Origin of the sequence: Microbacterium sp. (genome assembly GCF_041909575.1) — a bacterium.
In the GTDB taxonomy this organism is placed as follows: domain Bacteria; phylum Actinomycetota; class Actinomycetes; order Actinomycetales; family Microbacteriaceae; genus Microbacterium.
In genome coordinates, this window is record NZ_JAYRDE010000065.1 from 1 (window position 1) to 16,903 (window position 16,903).

Consider the following 16,903-nt stretch of genomic DNA (forward strand, 5'->3'; position numbering starts at 1 on the left):
CGGCGTCGCGGAAGCCGTGGCTCTGAGCCGTCCGGCGCGCCCACTGCTCGACATCCGACGCCTCGATCTCGACGGTGAGCCCGCAGCTGCGGCAGATCAGGTGGTGGTGGTGGCCGGTGCTGGTGCAGGCGCGGTAGAGCGCCTCGCCCTCGGGGCTCTGCAGCGAGTCGGCGTCGCCCTGCGCGGCCAGGCCGGCGAGCGCGCGGTACACGGTGGCCAGGCCGATCCCGGTGTTCTCGTCGCGCAGGGTCGCGTGAAGCGACTGGGCGCTCACGAAGCCGCGGGCGTCGGAAAGCGCCTCGCGCACGCGCTCGCGCTGCCACGTGTTGCGCTGGGCCATGACCGGGAGTCTACCGGCGGGCCCTGGACGTCTCCCGGGCGCGGTCATGCGTGCGCGTGCTCGGGGGTCACCCGGCCGCGCCGGGATCCGATGACCCGGCAGACGAGGTAGATCGCGAACGAGATGGTCGTGATGTAGGGGCTCACCGGAAGGGTGCCCATGATCGCGAGCAGGATGCCGCCCACCGCCGACACGAACCCGAACACCGCCGCGAGCACCGGCACCGACAGCGGTCCCGTCGCGATCCGCATGGCCGCCGCCGCCGGCGTGACCAGCAGCGCCATCACGAGCAGGGCTCCGATGATGTGGACGGCGACGGCGACGATCAGGCCGAGCAGGAGCATGAAGCCGAGGGACACGGCCGTCGTGGGCACCCCGCGCGCGGCAGCGGACTGCGGATCGAGCGAGTCGAATCGCAGCGGCCGCCAGATCGCGAGGAGGCCGAGCAGCACAACGGCGCTGATCACCATGAGCCAGCCGAGCTGATCGGACTGCACCGACACGATCTGGCCGGTGAGGAGGCTGAAGCGGTTGGCGCTGCGCCCGTCGTACAGCGACAGGAACAGGATGCCGAGCCCCAGCCCGAACGGCATGAGCACGCCGATGATGGAATTGCGGTCGCGGGCGCGGGCGCCGCGCCAGCCGATGATCGCCGCGGCGATGAGCGACCCCACGATCGACCCGGTCACCACGTCCCACCCGATCAGGAGCGCGGCGGCGGCCCCGGCGAACGACAGCTCGCTGATCCCGTGCACCGCGAACGCCATGTCGCGCTGCATCACGAGCACGCCGATGAGTCCGCCCACGAGCCCGAGCACGGCGCCTGCCCACACTGAGTTCGACACGAGCGCGAGGATGTCGCCGTACACCGGCAGGCCGCCGAACATGGCATCCCAGACGTCGTCCCAGTTCATGCGTGGTCCTCGTCGTGGTGATGGTGGTGGGATGCCTCGGCATCCGGGGCGCCGACGACCACCAGCCGATCACCCGCACGGAGCACGAAGACGGGCGCGCCGTACAGGTCGGTGAGCGTCTTCGAGGTGAGCACCTCGTCGGGCGTGCCGAGCGTGAACCGGCCGTTCGCGAGATAGAGGATGCGGTCGACCTTGCCGAGGACCGGGTTGATGTCGTGCGTGACGAGCAGGACCGCGGCATCCTTCTCGCGGCGGTGCCGGTCGATGAGGCCGATGACGGCCTGCTGGTTGGCGAGGTCCAGGCTCGTGAGCGGCTCGTCGCACAGCAGCAGGCCGGGCTCGTCCGCGAGGGCCTGGCCGGCGCGCAGCCGCTGCTGCTCACCGCCGGAGAGCTGGCCGACGGGGCGGTCGGCGAAGTCGCGGGCGCCGACCGCGTCGATGAGCGCGTCGACGCGGGCTCCGTCGCCGCGGCGCGGGAACGGCAGGCCGAAGCGATGGCCCGAGACCCCGAGGGTCACGAGGTCGCGTCCGCGCAGTGCCGTGTCGGGCGGCAGCGGCCGGGACTGCGGGAGGTAGCCGACGCGACGGTTCCCGCGGGATCGGACGGGCTCGCCGAGCACCGAGATCGACCCGCCGCTCAGCGGCTCGAGCCCGAGGATCGCGCGCAGCAGCGTGGTCTTGCCCGAGCCGCTCGGTCCGAGCACGGCGACGAGCTCGCCCGGGCTGACCGCGAGGTCGAGGCCCGACCACAGCTCCCGGTCACCGCGGCGCAGCGAGGCGTCGCGGATCTCGAGGGCGGGAGGCGGGGTGCTCACGCGTCCAGCACCTCCGTCAGCGCCGCGATGTTGGCCTGCATCCACGAGATGTAAGTCTCCCCCTCGGGGACCGTCTCCGAGAACGCCACGGTGGGGATGCCGCGGGCCTCGGCCTCGGCGATGATCTGCGCGGTCTCGGCGCCCGCGGTCTGGGTGTTCGTGATGACGACGCGCACATCCCCGCTCTCGATCAGCTCGAGCGATTCCAGCAGGGTGGCCGGCGCCACGTCCTGCCCCTCCTCGACGGCCTCGCTGAAGGCATCCGGAGTGATGTCGGAGAGCCCGGCGGCCGCGACGAGGTAGCCCGGAACGGGCTCTGTCGCGAACACCTCGGCGCCGCCGTGCGCGCCATCGAGCTCGGCGAGGCTCGCCTCGAGCGCCTCGATCTCGCCGGCGAACTCCTCGGCGTTGGCGGTGTACGTGTCGGCGTTGTCCGGGTCGAGCTCCGCGAGCTCCACGGCGACGGCCTCGGCGACGTGGACGACCGTGTGCGGGTCGTACCAGACGTGCTCGTTGAAGCCCTCGACGTGGTCGTGGCCGTGGTCGTCGTCGGCTTCGTCGGAGTGGTCGGACTCGTCGGCGTGGTCGGCGTCCTCGCCGGACTCGGCGTCGTGGCCTTCGTTCTCCGGCCAGTCGTGCGAGTGCTCGACGGCCGTGACGACCGGGGCCTCGCTGCCGCTCGAGTCGATGAGCGCGTCGATGAACGCGTCGTACCCGCCGCCGTTCTCGATCACGAGATCGGCATCGGCGACCACGAGCTGATCGCGGGCGGACGGCTCGAACGAGTGCGGGTCCTGCGACTCGTTCGTGACGAGCGACGTCACCTGCACGAGATCGCCGCCGATCTGCTCGGCGATCTGCCCGTAGACGTTCGTCGACGCGACGACGGACAGCCCGCTGTCGCCCTCGCCTCCCGCCGCGCTGCCGCTCGCACATCCTGCAAGGACGAGGGCGGATGCCGCGGCCAGGCCGAGCACGGGAAGGGAACGTCGGATCGAGCTCATGCCCCCACCGTAACGCTATTGATAATCGTTCTCAAATCGGCGACGCGTCGGCCTGAGCCGCCACGGCGCATAACTCCTGCACTTCCGAGCCGAAAGCGCCCGTCGAGGCGCGACACGCCGAGCCACGGAGGGAAAGTGCAGGAGTTATGCGCCGGGAGTCGGGCGAACGGGATGCCGCGCCGGGCCGAACGGGTCGACCGCGCTACCAGCCGAACGAGCCTGGAGTGCCCTTGAACGGCCCCGCCACCGCCGAGGTGATCCAGCCGCCGTAGAACTCCCCGGGCTGCGGGGTGACGGCCTCGCCGTCGACTTCGCAGACGTCCATGGGTCGCGCGTACACCGCGACGCGGCCGGTCAGCTCCTCGAATCCGGGGGACGGGCTCGGGTAGTACCACGCAGCCCTCGGCGCGGTGACCCCGCCGCCGCGCACGTCGAAGTAGCGGGCGGATCCCTTGAACTCGCAGAACGAGCTCCCCGCCGCGTCGGCGAGCGCCCCTTCGGTGAACGCGGCGATCGGCAGGTAGTAGACCGGCGGATGACTCGTCTCGAGCACGCGCACGACATCGTCGGTGTCGACTACGGCCTCACCGCCGAGGCGGATCACCACGTGGCTCGCGATGCGCTCGACGCGCGGCGGCCGGGGGTAGTCCCACACGGACTCCTGGCCGGGAGCCGTGGGATCTGGGGTGGGTCGTCTCACCGTTTCAGCGTAAGCCGCCCTCACGCGCCGAGGGCCGCCGCGAGGGTGTCAAGCCCCTGCCGGGCCCGCGTCCCGCGCGCCTAGCCTGCCGGGAACGGAAGGGGACCCATGCTCCACGCGATCGCGCTCAACTGCACGCTCAAGCCGTCGCCCGCGGCATCCAGCTCCGAGCTCCTCGGGCAGCAGGTGCTCGACGCCCTCGCTCCGTACGACGTGCGCGGCGAGATGGTGCGCGTCGTGGACTTCGACGTGAAGCCCGGAGTCGAGGCCGACATGGGCGACGGGGACGAGTGGCCCGGCATCCGCGACAAGGTGCTCGCCGCCGACATCCTCGTCTTCGCGACGCCGACCTGGATGGGACACATGTCGAGCGTGGCGCAGCGCGTGCTCGAACGGCTCGACGCGCATCTGTCGGAGACGGATGCCGAGGGCCGGCCGATCCTCGCGGGAAAGGTCGCGGTGGTCGCCGTCGTCGGGAACGAGGACGGCGCGCACGCGATCATCGCGGACGCCTACCAGGGTCTGGGCGATGTGGGGTTCAGCATCCCGTCCATGGGCGGCGTGTACTGGAACGGCGAGGCGATGCACACGACCGACTACAACGACCTCGACGAGACTCCCGAGGCCGTCGCGAGCACCACGACGACTCTCGCCCGCCACGCCGCGCACCTCGCGAAGGTGCTGTCCGACCAGCCTTACCCGGCTCCCTGACGCCGGGCCCCCCGGCTACCGGCCGAACTCCTCGAGCCAGCGGAGCCACACCTCGCTGACGGTCGGATATGCGGGCACCGCGTGCCACAGGCGGTCGACCGGCACCTCGCCGACGACGGCGATCGTGGCCGAGTGCAGGAGCTCGGCCACGTCGGGGCCGACGAACGTCGCACCGACGAGCACCCGCCTGTGCTCGTCGAAGATCGCGCGGGCACGGCCCCGGTAGTGATCGGCGTGGGTGCTCGCGCCCGAGATCCACGACAGGTCGTAGTCGACGACCCGGATGCCGAGCCCGGCCGCCTTCGCCGACGCCTCGGTGTGGCCGACCGACGCGATCTCGGGATCGGTGAAGGTCACCTGGGGCACGGCGGAGTGGTCGGCGGTGGCGACGTGACGGCCCCAGGGCGCGTCGTCGACGTCGTCGCCCAGCGCGCGGGCGGCGATGACGTCGCCGGCAGCCCGCGCCTGGTACTTGCCCTGATGCGTGAGGAGGGCGCGATGGGTGACGTCGCCGACCGCGTACAGCCAGTCGAAGCCGCGCACGCGAAGGGTGTCGTCGACCTCGAGCCACGACCCGGGCTCGAGTCCGATGCTCTCGAGGCCCACGTCACCGGTGCGGGGCACGCGCCCCGTGGCGACGAGCACCTCGGCCGCACGCACCTCCGATCCGTCCGACAGCGTCAGCACGACGTCACCCTCGGCCTCGCGCGAGACCGACTCGACATCGATGCCGGTGCGTACGACGGCACCGGCCTCCCGCAGCGCCTCGACGACCGCTTCGCCCGCGAACGGCTCCATCGCCCCGAGCAGTCCCGAGCGCGCGATGAGCGTGACCGCGCACCCGAACGACGCGAACAGGGTCGCCATCTCGCTGCCGACGACTCCGCCGCCCAGGATCGCGAGCGACGACGGGACCTCTCGCACGCCGGTCGCGTCACGGCTCGTCCAGGGGGCGGCATCCTTCAGTCCCTCGATGTCGGGGAGGAGGGCCGCCGATCCCGTCGACACGGCCACGGCGTGCCGGGCGATCAGGACGACCGTCTCGTCGTCGGGGCCGGTCACGGTGACCTCGCGCTCGCCGGTGAGGCGGCCGTGCCCGCGCACGAGGTCGATGCCCGCTCCGCGGAGCCAGTCGACCTGGGAGGTGTCGTCCCACTCGTGCACGATCGCGTCGCGTCGCCGCAGCGCGGCCGCCACATCGACCGTGCCGGTCACGGCCTGTCGCGCGCCGTCGACATCGCGAGCGGCCCGCAGCACCGCGCCACTGCGCAGCAGCGTCTTGGACGGCATGCACGCCCAGTACGAGCACTCGCCGCCGACGAGCTCGCTCTCGACGATCGCGACGGAGAGGCCGCCCTGCTTCGCCCTGTCGGCGACGTTCTCTCCTACCGGACCGGCACCGATCACCACGAGGTCATACTCCCGAGTTGCCATGCCTCCCACGGTATCGGCGCCTCACGACGTCGGGGCCGGCAATCCGTTCCCTCGGCGGCGTCGAAGAATGCACACCTCCCGCCCGCGGTCAATATGTCGCGCACTCGACCCCGATGTCCGTGGGCTGTGGAAGGCTGGGAGGCCCGCCGAAAGGACAGTATGGCGATCGAGTTCCGATCCGTCAGCAAGCGCTTCGCCGACGGCACGCTGGCGGTCGACGACTTCAGCCTGGTCATCCCCGCCCACCGGATCACCGTCCTCGTCGGGTCCTCCGGCTGTGGCAAGACGACGCTCCTGCGCATGATCAATCGGCTGGTCGAGCCGACCGGCGGAGAGATCACCATCGACGACGAGCCGATCGCGGGGCGCAACCCGGTCGCGCTCCGCCGCGGGATCGGCTACGTGCTGCAGAACGCCGGGCTCCTGCCGCACTTCACCGTGGCCGACAACATCGCGACGGTCCCGGTTCTCTCCGGCGTCGCGCGCAAGGTCGCCCGTGAGCGCGCGCTCGAGCTCATGGACGTGGTCGGACTCGACCGAGCGCTCGCCGCGCGCTACCCCGGTCAGCTCTCCGGTGGACAGCAGCAGCGCGTGGGCGTCGCCCGGGCGCTGGCCGTCGACCCCAACATCCTGCTGATGGACGAGCCCTTCGGCGCGGTCGACCCGATCGTCCGCAAAGAGCTGCAGACCGAGACGCTGCGCCTTCAGCGCGACCTCGACAAGACCATCGTGTTCGTCACGCACGACATCGACGAGGCCTTCCTCCTCGGCGACCAGGTCGTGATCCTGCAGAAGGGCGCGAAGATCGCGCAGGTCGGCACCCCCGACGAGATCACCGAGAATCCCGCGAGCGATTTCGTCGCGAGCTTCATCGGCGCCGAGAAGGGCACCCGGTCGCTGCGCCGCAAGGAGACCGCGAACGGTGTCGTGGTGGTCGACTCCGCCGGCCGCACGCAGGGGGTGCTCGTGGAGGACCCGCCGTGAACTGGGTGCTCGACAACCTCGACCTGATCTGGGGGCTGTCGGTCGAACACCTCCGGCAGAGCCTGATCGCGATCGTGCTCGGCTTCGTGATCGCGATCCCCATCGGCTGGGCCGCGTTCCGCTACACCGGCCTGCGGGGGCCGACGCTCGCCACCGTGGGTCTGCTCTACACGATCCCCTCGCTCGGCCTGTTCGCCGTGCTCGCGGCCGCGTTCGGCATCCCTCTCCTCTCCGAGCTGAACCTCATCGTCGCGCTCACCATCTACGCGGTCGCCATCATGACCCGCTCGGTCACCGACGGCCTGGCGTCGGTCGATCCGGTCACGCGCGAGGCGGCGGTGGCCGTCGGGTTCGGGTCGTGGCGGCGCTTCTGGACCGTCGACTTCCCGCTGGCGGGTCCCGTCCTGCTCGCCGGCCTGCGGGTGACGGCCTCGTCGACCATCTCGCTCGCGACCGTCGGCATCCTCATCGGCGTCCAGAACCTCGGCTATCTCTTCACCAACGGCTCGCAGCGCCGCATCATCCCCGAGGTCCTCGCGGGTGTGATCGCCGTGGTCGTGATCGCCGTGCTGATCGATCTGCTCCTCATCGCGGCGGGCCGGGTCCTCATGCCGTGGAACCGGCGGCGACCATCCCGCCGTGAGCGCGCCCTGCGGGCGGTGACGGTGTGAACTACTTCCTCGAGGCGTTCGCCTGGATCTTCTCGCCCGAGCGGCTGACCGGCAGCCTGCCGCTGCCCACGGCCATCGCGCAGCATCTCGCGTTCACGTTCGGCTCGGTGCTGATCGCCGCGCTGATCGCCATCCCCGCCGGCTGGGCCATCGGGCACACGGGCCGCGGCCGCGAGTTCGCGGTGTCGCTGTCGGGCGCCGCCCGCGCCCTGCCCTCGCTCGGGCTCATCGTGCTGCTCTACCTGCTGCTCGGCGTCTCGCTCAAGACCGAGGCTGCGGTCGCGTCGTTCGTGATCCTCGCCATCCCGTCGATCCTCGCCGGGGCCTACGCGGGCTTCGAGGCGATCGACCGGACCGTCGTCGACGCGGGCCGCGCGATGGGGATGACGCCCTGGCAGGTGCTGTGGAAGATCGAGGTTCCCCTCGGCCTCCCGCTCCTGATCGGCGGCTTGCGGCAGGCGACACTGCAGGTCGTGGCCACCGTCACGATCGCGGCCTACGTCGGACTCGGCGGACTCGGCTACTACATCATCCAGGGCATCCCGCTGCGGGACTTCCCGCAGATCCTCGGAGCCTCGATCGTCGTGATCGCCCTCGCCCTCCTCCTCGACGCGATCTTCGCGCTGCTGCAGCGCGTGGTCGTGCCGCGCGGCGTGCGGGCGAGGACGGATTCCCCGCAGCGTTCTCCCGGGGTGCGCACGCGCGCCGTCGCGAGCTCACCCGCCTGACCCACCACCACCACAACCGGAGGTTCCCCACCATGTCCACAGCAAGCACCCGGCTCGCGCTGGCCCTCGGCGCGACCACGATCGCCGCACTCGCCCTCGCGGGCTGCGCGTCGGCCGACCCGATCACGGGCGACGACGGCGGATCCGAAGAGCCGGGCGGCTCCTCGACGATCGTCATCGGCTCGCAGGCGTACTACTCGAACGAGATCATCGCCGAGATCTACGCGCAGGCGCTCGAGGGCGCCGGCTTCGAGGTCGAGCGCAACTTCAGCATCGGTCAGCGCGACGCGTACATGCCGTCGATCGAGGACGGGTCGATCGACCTGTTCCCGGAGTACTCCGGCAATCTGCTGCAGTTCTTCGACCCCGAGGCGACGGCGACCACGCCCGACGACGTCTACGCCGCGCTGCAGGAGGCGCTGCCCGAGGGCCTTGCCGTTCTCGAGCAGTCGCCGGCCACCGACCAGGACTCCTACAACGTCACCGCCGACTTCGCGGCGGAGAACGACCTGGTGTCCATCGGCGACCTCGCCGGCATCGACGGCCTGGTGCTGGGCGGCGCGCCCGAGCTCGAAGAGCGCCCGTACGGACCCACCGGGCTGAAAGAGGTCTACGGCGTCGATGTCGCCTTCAATGCGACCGGCGACACGACCGTCGACGAGCTGGTGGCCGGCAACATCCAGGTCGCCAACGTGTACAGCGCCGACCCGCTGATCGAGACCCAGGACCTCGTCACGCTCGAGGACCCCGAGGGTCTCTTCCTCGCCTCCAACGTCGTCCCTGTCGTGAGTGCCGACATCGCCGACGAGATCGCGGACGTCATCAACGCCGTGAGCGCCGCCCTGACGCCCGAGGGGCTCGTCGCCCTGAACGTGCAGTCGACGGTCGACCAGATGTCGTCCGACGACATCGCCGCCGCGTGGCTGGCCGAGAACGGCCTGGACTGATCCACGGCAGCCAGTCGGGCCGGCAGTCGCATCGGCCGCCGGCCCGGCGGGCCCTCCCTCCTAGGCGGGAGTCTCGGAGGTGACCTCGCGTGCCGTGTCGGCCGGCGGGCGCTGCCCCCGGCTGAGCAGGATGAACGGCACGGCCGCGGCCGAGATCACGCCGCTCCAGAGCAGCGAGGCGCCGTAGCCTCCGACATCCGCAACCCGTCCCAGCGCCGGCTGGAAGACGACGCCGCCACCCGACCCCATCAGCGAGTCGAAGGAGAGCACCGTCGCCCGCTGCTTGGACGGGATCATGTCGTTGAGGTAGGCGCGGTGCACCGGGTCGTCGATCGCCGACGCGACACCCCACAGCGCGACGAGGAACACCGCGAACCAGAAGTTCTGCACGAGGCCCAGCCCGATCAGCACGAGCACACTCACGATCGCCGACAGCAGGAGGGTCGAGGTGCGTCGGCGGAACAGCCGTCGCACCCACGGCGCCAGCGCCCCTCCGACGATCGACGCCCCCGACACCAGCGCCGCCGCGAGTCCCGCCACGGTGTACGCCTGCTCGTCGCCCCACAGTTCCAGCAGGTAGGGCTGCAGCGCATAGAACACGTAGATGCCGACGCCGGCGATGAACGGGCTCGCGAGCATGAGCCACCGCACCGGCGGATTGCCGAGGCCGTAGCGCACCGACGCGCGGAGCACGGTGCGCGTCGCGCGGAGCGGGCCCTCGCTGCGGTCAGGAGTGAAGCCGAGGTCGCGCATGAGCAGCGCCGCGACGATGAACATCGCCACCAGGATGGCGCCCCTGACCAGAAAGGGCACGCCGAGGTTCGTCGCCTGAGCGAGGACGCCGCCGAGCACTGAGCCGGACAGCATCGCGACGCCTCCGACGATCTGCGCCCGTCCGAAGACCGTCTCGAGGCTGCCCTGGTAGCGGGTCGCCTGCAGGGCGTCGACGAGCCAGGCATCCACCGCTCCCGAGAAGAACGTGAAGCCGAGGCCGAGCAGCACCGACACGATCGCCCAGGCCCAGAACGGCGACTGCCAGACCCACAGCAGCCAGTACATGACCGTCGTCACGGCCAGGGTGATCGTCCCGAGCAGGTACGACGCCCGCCGGCCGAGCGTGTCGGCGACGACACCGGTCGGGATCTCGAAGATCAGCATCCCGGCGGTGAAGAAGGCGTTGGCCGAGAAGGCCTCGAAGTTCGTGAGCCCCGCGTCCAGCAGGAACAGCGTGTTGATGCCCCAGATGAAGGATGCCGCCAGCGTGTTGCCGAGCATGAGCGTGTAGTACGTGCCCTGGACGCGGCGCGGCGTGGGCAGCGAGGCAGGCGATCTCGAAATGGCGACTCCGCTTCTTTTCCCCCGAATGCTACGCCCGTCCACGGACGTCGGGCCGCGGCGGCGCCTCACCCCCGCTCGCCGGTGCCCGGCGCACGAACTCCTCAGATCCCACGACTTCGGGCCGAACGGGGCCCGAAACGTCCACGCCGGCAGGCCCGCCGCGCCGGCGTTCAGGCCGACCCGCCCCGACGTCAGTCCAGGAGCAGCGCCGGCTCCTCGAGGATCGAGGCGACGTCGGCGATGAAGCGCGACATCCCGTCGCCGTCGACGACGCGGTGGTCGAACGAGCCGGCCACGGTCGTCACCCAGCGCGGCCTGACCTCGCCGTCGACCACCCACGGCTTCTGCCGGATCGTGCCGAGGGCGACGATCCCGGCCTCGCCGGGGTTGATGATCGGGGTACCGGCATCCATTCCGAAGACCCCGATGTTCGTGATCGTGATGGTGCCGTGCTGCTGGTCGGCGGGTGTCGTCCGGCCCTCGCGCGCGGTGAGCGTGAGCTTCTCGAGCGCGCGGGCGAGCTCGCGCATCGACAGGTCCTGCGCGTCCTTGATGTTCGGCACCAGGAGGCCACGGGGGGTCGCCGCGGCGATCCCGAGGTTCACGTAGCGACGCACCCGGATCTCGGCGCCGCCCTCGGCATCGACCCACGCGGCGTTCACCATCGGCGTCCGCCGGGCCGCCCAGATCACGGCACGCGCCATGATGAGCAGCGGCGAGACCTTGGTGTCGGCGAAGTCCGGCGAGGCCTTCAGTCGCTTGACGAGCTCCATGGTGCGCGTGGCGTCCACGTCGGTCCACACCGTCACGTGCGGGGCCGAGTACGCCGACTGCACCATCGCGGACGACGTGGCCTTGCGCACGCCCTTCACGGCGATCGTCTCTTCGCGCGCATCGCCGGTCGCGACCGCCGGTGCCGGGACGGATGCCGCAGCCCCACCGGGCGCGACCGGGATGGTCTTCTCGCGCACGTCGCCCCACTCGGGCGTCTCGATGTTGCGGAACACGCTCGCCTGCGAGGCGTGCTTGACCACATCCTCGCGCGTGACCTCGCCGGCGGGGCCCGTCGGGGCGACGCTGGCGAGGTCCACCCCGAGGTCGCGGGCGAGCTTGCGGATCGGCGGCTTCGCGACGACGCCGACCGAGGCCCCGACACGCTCCTGCGAGGTGGGGGCGGGCTTGCGCCGACGCGACTTGACCTCGCCGCCGGTGCCGTAGCCGACGAGAACCGCGCCGTCTCCCTCGGCCGCAGCGGGTGCGGGCTCGGCGGGTGCGCCGTGCTCGGACTGTCCGACGGTGGCGGGGCCTGCGGCATCCGACTTCGACGCGATCGTGATGATCGGCGCGCCGACGTTCACGGTGTCGCCCTCGGCGGCCAGCAGATCGCCGACGGTTCCGGCGAACGGCGAGGGCAGTTCGACGAGGGACTTGGCGGTCTCGATCTCGACGAGGACGTCGTTGACCGCGACGGCGTCACCGGGCGCGACGTGCCACGACACGATCTCGGCCTCGGTGAGCCCCTCGCCCACATCGGGCAGGACGAACGTCTGCGTGCTCATGGGGTCTCCTTGGTCAGTACGCGAGAGCGCGGTCGACGGCCTCGAGGATGCGGTCGGCGTCAGGCAGGAAGGCGCCCTCGAGCTTCGCCGGCGGGAAGGGGAGGTCGAAGCCCGACACCCGCAGCACGGGCGCCTCGAGGGCGTAGAACGCCCTCTCCATGACGGTCGCGGCCACTTCGCTGCCGAGGCTCGTGAAGCCGGGGGCCTCCTGCGCGTAGACCATGCGGCCGGTGCGACGGACGGAGTCGAGGATGGGCCCGTAGTCGATCGGCGACAGCGAGCGCACGTCGACGACCTCGCAGCTGGTTCCCTCGGACTCGGCGAGCGCTGCCGCCTGCAGAAGGGTCGTGACCATCGCGCCGTGACCGACGAGGGTGACGTCGGTGCCGCGGCGCACGATGCGGCTCGCGTGGAGCGGCAGCGCGCGGGCCGACGTGTCGACCTCGCCCTTCTGCCAGTACTTGCTCTTGGGCTCCAGGAAGATCACCGGGTCGGGCGAGGCGATGGCGTCCTGGATCATCCAGTACGCATCGTTGGCCGTCGAGGGGCTCACGACGCGCAGGCCCGGCGTGTGCGTGAAGTAGGCCTCGGGGCTCTCCTGGTGATGCTCGACCGCGCCGATGTGGCCGCCGTAGGGGATGCGGATCACGACGGGCATCTGCAGCGCCCCCTCGTGGCGGTTCGTGAACTTCGCCAGCTGCGCGGTGATCTGGTCGAAGGCCGGGAAGACGAACCCGTCGAACTGGATCTCGATGACGGGGCGGAAGCCCGCCATCGTCAGGCCGATCGCCGTTCCGACGATGCCGGACTCCGCCAGCGGGGTGTCGAGCACCCGCCGCTCGCCGAACTCGGCCTGCAGTCCCTCGGTCACCCGGAAGACGCCGCCGAGCTTGCCGATGTCCTCGCCCATGAGCAGCACGTGGTCGTCCGCGGCGAGCGCGGCCCGCAGGCCCGCGTTGAGCGCGCGGCTGATCGGCATGGTGACGGGCGCGACGGATGCCTCGCCCGCCGTCGTCGGAACGGTGGTGGTGGAGCTGCTCACGCTGCGCCTCCTTCGAAGGATGCCTCGTACTCGGCGAACCAGCGCCGCTGCTCGTCGACGAGCGGATGCTGCTCGGAGTAGGCGTGCGCGAACATCGTGTCGGCCTCGAGCCCGCCGAGGGCGTTCGTGCGGGTGCGCACGTCATCGGCGAGGGCGCGGGATTCGGCCTCGACGTCGGAGAAGAACGCGTCGGAGGCGCCCTTCGCGCGCAGGAACGCCTCCATCCGGGCGATGGGGTCGCGGCGGCGCCAGGACTCCTCCTCGTCGGAGGTGCGGTACTTCGTGGGGTCGTCGCTCGTGGTGTGCGCGCCCATGCGGTAGGTCATCGCCTCGATCGCGCGAGGCCCGCGGCCGGATCGCGCCTCGTCGAGCGCGGCCTTGGTGACCGCCCAGCTCGCGATGACGTCGTTGCCGTCGACGGGGATGCTGGGCATCCCGTATCCCTCGCCGCGCCTGTACAGCGGCGCGCGCGACTGCGTGGCGACGGGAACCGAGATCGCCCACTGGTTGTTCTGGAGGAAGAACACCTCGGGGGTGTTGTAGCTCGCCGCGAAGACCATCGCCTCGTGCACGTCGCCCTGGCTGGACGCGCCGTCGCCGTAGTAGACGATGACGGCCTCGTCGCGCTCGGGGTCGCCGGTGCCGCAGCGCCCGTCGAACACGAGTCCCATCGCCAGCCCCGTGGCGTGCAGCGTCTGCGCGCCGAGCACGAGCGTGTAGATGTGCGTGTTGCCGTTCTTCGGATCGGTCGGATCCCAGCCGCCGTGCGTGAGGCCCCGCATGAGCCGGATGATGTCGAGCGGATCGACCCCGCGGATCTTCGTGACGACGTGCTCGCGGTAGGAGGGGAAGAGGTGGTCCTGGGCACGGGCCGCACGCGCGGACCCGACCTGCGCCGCCTCCTGGCCGAAGCTCGGCGGCCACAGGGCGAGCTGGCCCTGGCGCTGCAAGTTCGTCGCCTGCACGTCGAACGCGCGGATCACCGCCATGTCGCGGTAGAAGCCTTCGAGCTCGGTGTCGGAGAGGCGGTCGAGGGCCGCGCGGGAGGGGTCCGCGGGGGCCGGGGGGGCGGACGAGCCGTCGGCCTCGAGGAAGCGGACGACGGTGTCTTCGGGCGCGGTCATCGGTCGCCTCCGGCCAGGGCGCCGGGATGACCGGCGGGAAGGGTGCGGGCGACGGATGCCGCGATCGCGAGAACCTTCTCGACGGACTCCTCTTCGCCGATGGAGATTCGGATGCCGTCGCCGGCGAACGGGCGGACGATCAGGCCGCCCTCGTCGAACGCCTGCGCGACGGCGAGCGTCTCGTCGTGGGCGGGCAGCCACACGAAGTTGCCCTGGGCGTCGGGGACGCGCCATCCAGCCTCTCGAAGCCCGGCCGCGACCCGATCCCGTCGCTCGGCGATCGCCCGGACCCGCTCGAGCAGCTCCGCTTCGGCGTCGAGGCTCGCGAGGGCGGCCTCCTCGGCCTGAGCCGTGACCGACAGCGGGATGGTGGTGCTGCGCGCCGCGTCGAGGATGCGGGAGTGGCCGATCGCGAAGCCGACGCGGAGCCCCGCGAGCCCGAACGCCTTCGAGAACGTGCGCAGCACGACGACGTTCGGGTGTCGGGCCGCCGAGAGGACGCGCGTCCCGTCGACGGCTGCGGGGTCGGTGACGAATTCGGAGTAGGCCTCGTCGAGCACGATGAGGACGTCGGCGGGGATCGCGGCGGCGAACGCGTCGAACTCGTCCTGTGTGACGACCGGCCCCGTCGGGTTGTTCGGGCTGCAGACGATGACGACCCGCGTACGGTCCGTGACGGCTGCGGCCATGGCGGGCAGGTCGTGACGGGCGTCGCGGGTGAGCGGCACCTGGACCGCCGTCGCGCCGGCCACGACGGCGAGCCACGGATAGGCCTCGAACGACCGCCAGGCGTAGATGACCTCGTCGCCGGGGGCGCACGTGGCCTGCACCAGCTGGGCCAGGATCGACACGCTGCCGGCCCCGACGTGGACGTCGTCGACGGCGACGGCGTAGCGCTCGGCCAGGCGCGTGCGCAGGCGGGTCGCCGAGGCATCCGGATAGCGGTTCACAGACGTGGCGGCTCGCAGCGCATCGACGACGCCGGGAAGCGGATCGAACGGATTCTCGTTGCTCGACAGCTTGAACGCGTCGGCCCCGGCCTGGCGCCCCTGCTTGTAGGGGGGCAGCGCGGCGATCTCGGGTCGGACGCGGATGGGGATGTCACTGGCGTCGGTCACCCTGCCGAGTCTACGAGCGGCGCGGCGGCGCGCGGGAGGATGCGTGGACGTCCGAACACACGCCCCGTCGTCCTCGCACCGGGCGCAGCGGCGTGCCAGACTGCGGACCATGGGATTCCTCATCCGCGTCGTCGTCAACGCGTTCGCGATCTGGGTCGTGACCCTGATCACCGCGCTGCAGGTCTCGATCATCCCGTTCCCGCCGGGCCAAACGCTCCAGCTCGTGCTGACGCTGCTGGCTGTCGCGGCGATCTTCGCGCTCGTGAACACGCTCATCGGCACCGTGATCAAGGTGCTCGCCTTCCCGCTCTACATCCTCACGCTCGGGCTCATCGGGCTGCTCATCAACGCGTTCCTGCTGTGGCTGACGGCATGGATCACGAGCTTCTGGAGCTGGGGCCTGCGGGTCGAGGACTTCTGGCTCGGCCTCGTCGCGGCGATCATCATCTCGCTGATCAACTGGATCTTCGGCATCATCCTCCGCCCGAAGAGCAAGGACTGACACCTCAGCCGCCCCCGCCTCGCGTTGCGGCGTACTCGACGACGTCGACCTCGACGGCGCCGGACAGGTCGTCGAACACCGCACGCAGACCGTCGACCCGCGGATCGGAGGAGGCGTCGACCAGCGCGGCCGTCTGGGCGTACGCGCTCATCGGATGCGCCGGCAGCGTCACGTCCTGCACGCCCGATGCCGGGTCGAACTCGCGCTCGACCACGAAGCCGCCCGGAGCGCCCACCGGCGCGATGTGCCCGCCGCCGGCCAGCGCGACGACCGGATCGTCGGTGTGGCGCACGCCGACGCTCAGCGTCCCCGGGCCGAGCTCGGCCTCGACGGGCGACCCGAACGACACGAGCGTGCGGGTGTCGTAGCCGGCCTCGAGAGCGACGTGCGCCGTGATCATCGCGCCCTGGGAGTGGCCGAAGGCGTGCACGACGTCGCCGGGACGCGCGCCCGCCGCCGCGAGCGCGGACTCCGTCGCCTCGTACGAGGCCGACGCCCGGCCGGCGAACAGCTCGGCGTTGGAGCGGTTGTCCCATGGCTCGTCGCCGCCGACGGCGGCCGACTGCATCCCCGCGACATACACCGCGAACTGGCGCGAGCCGTCGGCCATCGTGTACCGCTCGACGCGCACACGCGACGCTCCGGCGCCGGGCATGCGCTGAGCAGCGGACTGGAGGCTGGTCGGGGCGGGCGTCGCCGTCGCGAGCGGCGCGACCGGCGTCAGGCTCACCGGCTGACCGCGCCCGGTGAGCCGCGCGTCCGCGGAGATCCTTCCCGGGCCTGCGGCGCCCGCCAGCGACCCGCCGCCCAGCGCGAGCCCGCCGAGGGCCACGCCCGCCACGACGGCGGCCGGGAACCCGATGAGGTCGCCCACGGCATAGCCCAGCTCCGTCGCCTGACGCCCGAGATCGGACGGCCACATGACGTGGCGCTCGAGCTCGGCGCCCACGGAAGCCGCGAACGCTTCGGGAT

17 protein-coding genes and 1 pseudogene are annotated in these 16,903 nt (G+C 71.4%); 6 read left to right on the forward strand and 12 right to left on the reverse strand.

Going from position 1 to position 16,903, the window contains the following annotated elements; genetic code table 11:
- The 5 genes from ACE3O1_RS10080 to ACE3O1_RS10100 form a co-directional block, all read right to left on the reverse strand.
- On the reverse strand, positions 1-340 hold a 340-nt coding region (locus ACE3O1_RS10080), incomplete at its 3' end, for a Fur family transcriptional regulator (RefSeq protein ID WP_374314894.1).
- A gap of 44 nt (positions 341-384) precedes the next feature.
- Positions 385-1,254 (reverse strand): metal ABC transporter permease, encoded by an 870-nt coding sequence (locus ACE3O1_RS10085; protein WP_374314895.1) that lies wholly within the window; start codon positions 1,252-1,254, stop codon positions 385-387.
- Entirely contained in the window at positions 1,251-2,069 is an 819-nt protein-coding gene (locus ACE3O1_RS10090; protein WP_374314896.1) for a metal ABC transporter ATP-binding protein, read from the reverse strand. The genes ACE3O1_RS10085 and ACE3O1_RS10090 overlap by 4 nt, the downstream gene beginning before the upstream one ends.
- Complete coding sequence (locus ACE3O1_RS10095; RefSeq protein WP_374314897.1) at positions 2,066-3,073, reverse strand: metal ABC transporter solute-binding protein, Zn/Mn family; 1,008 nt, start codon at positions 3,071-3,073, stop codon at positions 2,066-2,068. The genes ACE3O1_RS10090 and ACE3O1_RS10095 overlap by 4 nt, the downstream gene beginning before the upstream one ends.
- Positions 3,074-3,275: 202 nt before the next feature.
- Positions 3,276-3,773, reverse strand: a complete 498-nt coding sequence (locus tag ACE3O1_RS10100) for a DUF427 domain-containing protein (protein WP_374314898.1) — start codon at positions 3,771-3,773, stop codon at positions 3,276-3,278.
- Between the two features lie 108 nt (positions 3,774-3,881).
- Here ACE3O1_RS10100 and ACE3O1_RS10105 point away from each other — a divergent pair, with 108 nt between their 5' ends.
- Positions 3,882-4,484 (forward strand): flavodoxin family protein, encoded by a 603-nt coding sequence (locus tag ACE3O1_RS10105; protein ID WP_374314899.1) that lies wholly within the window; start codon positions 3,882-3,884, stop codon positions 4,482-4,484.
- Positions 4,485-4,499: 15 nt separating this feature from the next.
- On the opposite strand, the gene ACE3O1_RS10110 is transcribed toward ACE3O1_RS10105, so the two are convergent.
- Positions 4,500-5,918, reverse strand: coding sequence for an NAD(P)/FAD-dependent oxidoreductase (locus ACE3O1_RS10110; protein ID WP_374314900.1), 1,419 nt, complete (start codon positions 5,916-5,918; stop codon positions 4,500-4,502).
- Between the two features lie 159 nt (positions 5,919-6,077).
- Here ACE3O1_RS10110 and ACE3O1_RS10115 point away from each other — a divergent pair, with 159 nt between their 5' ends.
- Genes ACE3O1_RS10115 through ACE3O1_RS10130 form a run of 4 tightly spaced genes read left to right on the forward strand, consistent with a single transcriptional unit; the run spans position 6,078 to position 9,248 of the window.
- A complete protein-coding gene (locus ACE3O1_RS10115) occupies positions 6,078-6,902 on the forward strand; it encodes an ABC transporter ATP-binding protein (RefSeq protein WP_374314901.1) in 825 nt (274 codons plus the stop codon).
- Positions 6,899-7,573, forward strand: coding sequence for an ABC transporter permease (locus ACE3O1_RS10120; RefSeq protein ID WP_374314902.1), 675 nt, complete (start codon positions 6,899-6,901; stop codon positions 7,571-7,573). Before ACE3O1_RS10115 ends, ACE3O1_RS10120 begins: the two co-directional genes overlap by 4 nt.
- Entirely contained in the window at positions 7,570-8,301 is a 732-nt protein-coding gene (locus tag ACE3O1_RS10125; RefSeq protein ID WP_374314903.1) for an ABC transporter permease, read from the forward strand. Before ACE3O1_RS10120 ends, ACE3O1_RS10125 begins: the two co-directional genes overlap by 4 nt.
- 32 nt (positions 8,302-8,333) lie before the next feature.
- Complete coding sequence (locus ACE3O1_RS10130; protein WP_374314904.1) at positions 8,334-9,248, forward strand: ABC transporter substrate-binding protein; 915 nt, start codon at positions 8,334-8,336, stop codon at positions 9,246-9,248.
- Between the two features lie 60 nt (positions 9,249-9,308).
- Here ACE3O1_RS10130 and ACE3O1_RS10135 read toward each other — a convergent pair whose 3' ends face one another.
- The 5 genes from ACE3O1_RS10135 to hisC form a co-directional block, all read right to left on the reverse strand.
- Positions 9,309-10,523: an MFS transporter gene (locus ACE3O1_RS10135; RefSeq protein WP_374314906.1), complete on the reverse strand. Its 1,215-nt coding sequence runs from the start codon at positions 10,521-10,523 to the stop codon at positions 9,309-9,311.
- Positions 10,524-10,777: 254 nt separating this feature from the next.
- Positions 10,778-12,145 carry a dihydrolipoamide acetyltransferase family protein gene (locus ACE3O1_RS10140; protein ID WP_374314907.1) on the reverse strand — a complete coding sequence of 456 codons (1,368 nt, stop codon included), beginning with the start codon at positions 12,143-12,145 and terminating at the stop codon, positions 10,778-10,780.
- 13 nt (positions 12,146-12,158) lie between these two features.
- Positions 12,159-13,124, reverse strand: a complete 966-nt coding sequence (locus ACE3O1_RS10145; RefSeq protein ID WP_374314911.1) for an alpha-ketoacid dehydrogenase subunit beta — start codon at positions 13,122-13,124, stop codon at positions 12,159-12,161.
- A gap of 59 nt (positions 13,125-13,183) precedes the next feature.
- Positions 13,184-14,311, reverse strand: a complete 1,128-nt coding sequence (locus ACE3O1_RS10150; RefSeq protein WP_374314908.1) for a thiamine pyrophosphate-dependent dehydrogenase E1 component subunit alpha — start codon at positions 14,309-14,311, stop codon at positions 13,184-13,186.
- Positions 14,308-15,429, reverse strand: coding sequence for a histidinol-phosphate transaminase (gene hisC, locus ACE3O1_RS10155; protein WP_374314909.1), 1,122 nt, complete (start codon positions 15,427-15,429; stop codon positions 14,308-14,310). The genes ACE3O1_RS10150 and hisC overlap by 4 nt, the downstream gene beginning before the upstream one ends.
- Before the next feature lie 109 nt (positions 15,430-15,538).
- Here hisC and ACE3O1_RS10160 point away from each other — a divergent pair, with 109 nt between their 5' ends.
- Entirely contained in the window at positions 15,539-15,931 is a 393-nt protein-coding gene (locus ACE3O1_RS10160; RefSeq protein ID WP_374314910.1) for a phage holin family protein, read from the forward strand.
- 4 nt (positions 15,932-15,935) lie between these two features.
- On the opposite strand, the pseudogene ACE3O1_RS10165 reads toward ACE3O1_RS10160, so the two are convergent.
- Positions 15,936-16,903, reverse strand: a pseudogene (locus ACE3O1_RS10165) (hypothetical protein); the annotation flags it as partial.

Bases quoted from the DNA above. Each gene is read 5' to 3' on its own strand.
- ACE3O1_RS10110 (WP_374314900.1), bottom strand. From the start codon at position 5,918: ATGGCAACTCGGGAGTATGACCTCGTGGTGATCGGTGCCGGTCCGGTA.
- ACE3O1_RS10105 (WP_374314899.1), top strand. From the start codon at position 3,882: ATGCTCCACGCGATCGCGCTCAACTGCACGCTCAAGCCGTCGCCCGCG.
- ACE3O1_RS10115 (WP_374314901.1), top strand. From the start codon at position 6,078: ATGGCGATCGAGTTCCGATCCGTCAGCAAGCGCTTCGCCGACGGCACG.
- ACE3O1_RS10140 (WP_374314907.1), bottom strand. From the start codon at position 12,145: ATGAGCACGCAGACGTTCGTCCTGCCCGATGTGGGCGAGGGGCTCACC.
- ACE3O1_RS10130 (WP_374314904.1), top strand. From the start codon at position 8,334: ATGTCCACAGCAAGCACCCGGCTCGCGCTGGCCCTCGGCGCGACCACG.
- ACE3O1_RS10085 (WP_374314895.1), bottom strand. From the start codon at position 1,254: ATGAACTGGGACGACGTCTGGGATGCCATGTTCGGCGGCCTGCCGGTG.
- ACE3O1_RS10135 (WP_374314906.1), bottom strand. From the start codon at position 10,523: ATGCTCGGCAACACGCTGGCGGCATCCTTCATCTGGGGCATCAACACG.
- ACE3O1_RS10150 (WP_374314908.1), bottom strand. From the start codon at position 14,311: ATGACCGCGCCCGAAGACACCGTCGTCCGCTTCCTCGAGGCCGACGGC.
- ACE3O1_RS10095 (WP_374314897.1), bottom strand. From the start codon at position 3,073: ATGAGCTCGATCCGACGTTCCCTTCCCGTGCTCGGCCTGGCCGCGGCA.
- ACE3O1_RS10145 (WP_374314911.1), bottom strand. From the start codon at position 13,124: ATGCCGATCAGCCGCGCGCTCAACGCGGGCCTGCGGGCCGCGCTCGCC.
- ACE3O1_RS10160 (WP_374314910.1), top strand. From the start codon at position 15,539: ATGGGATTCCTCATCCGCGTCGTCGTCAACGCGTTCGCGATCTGGGTC.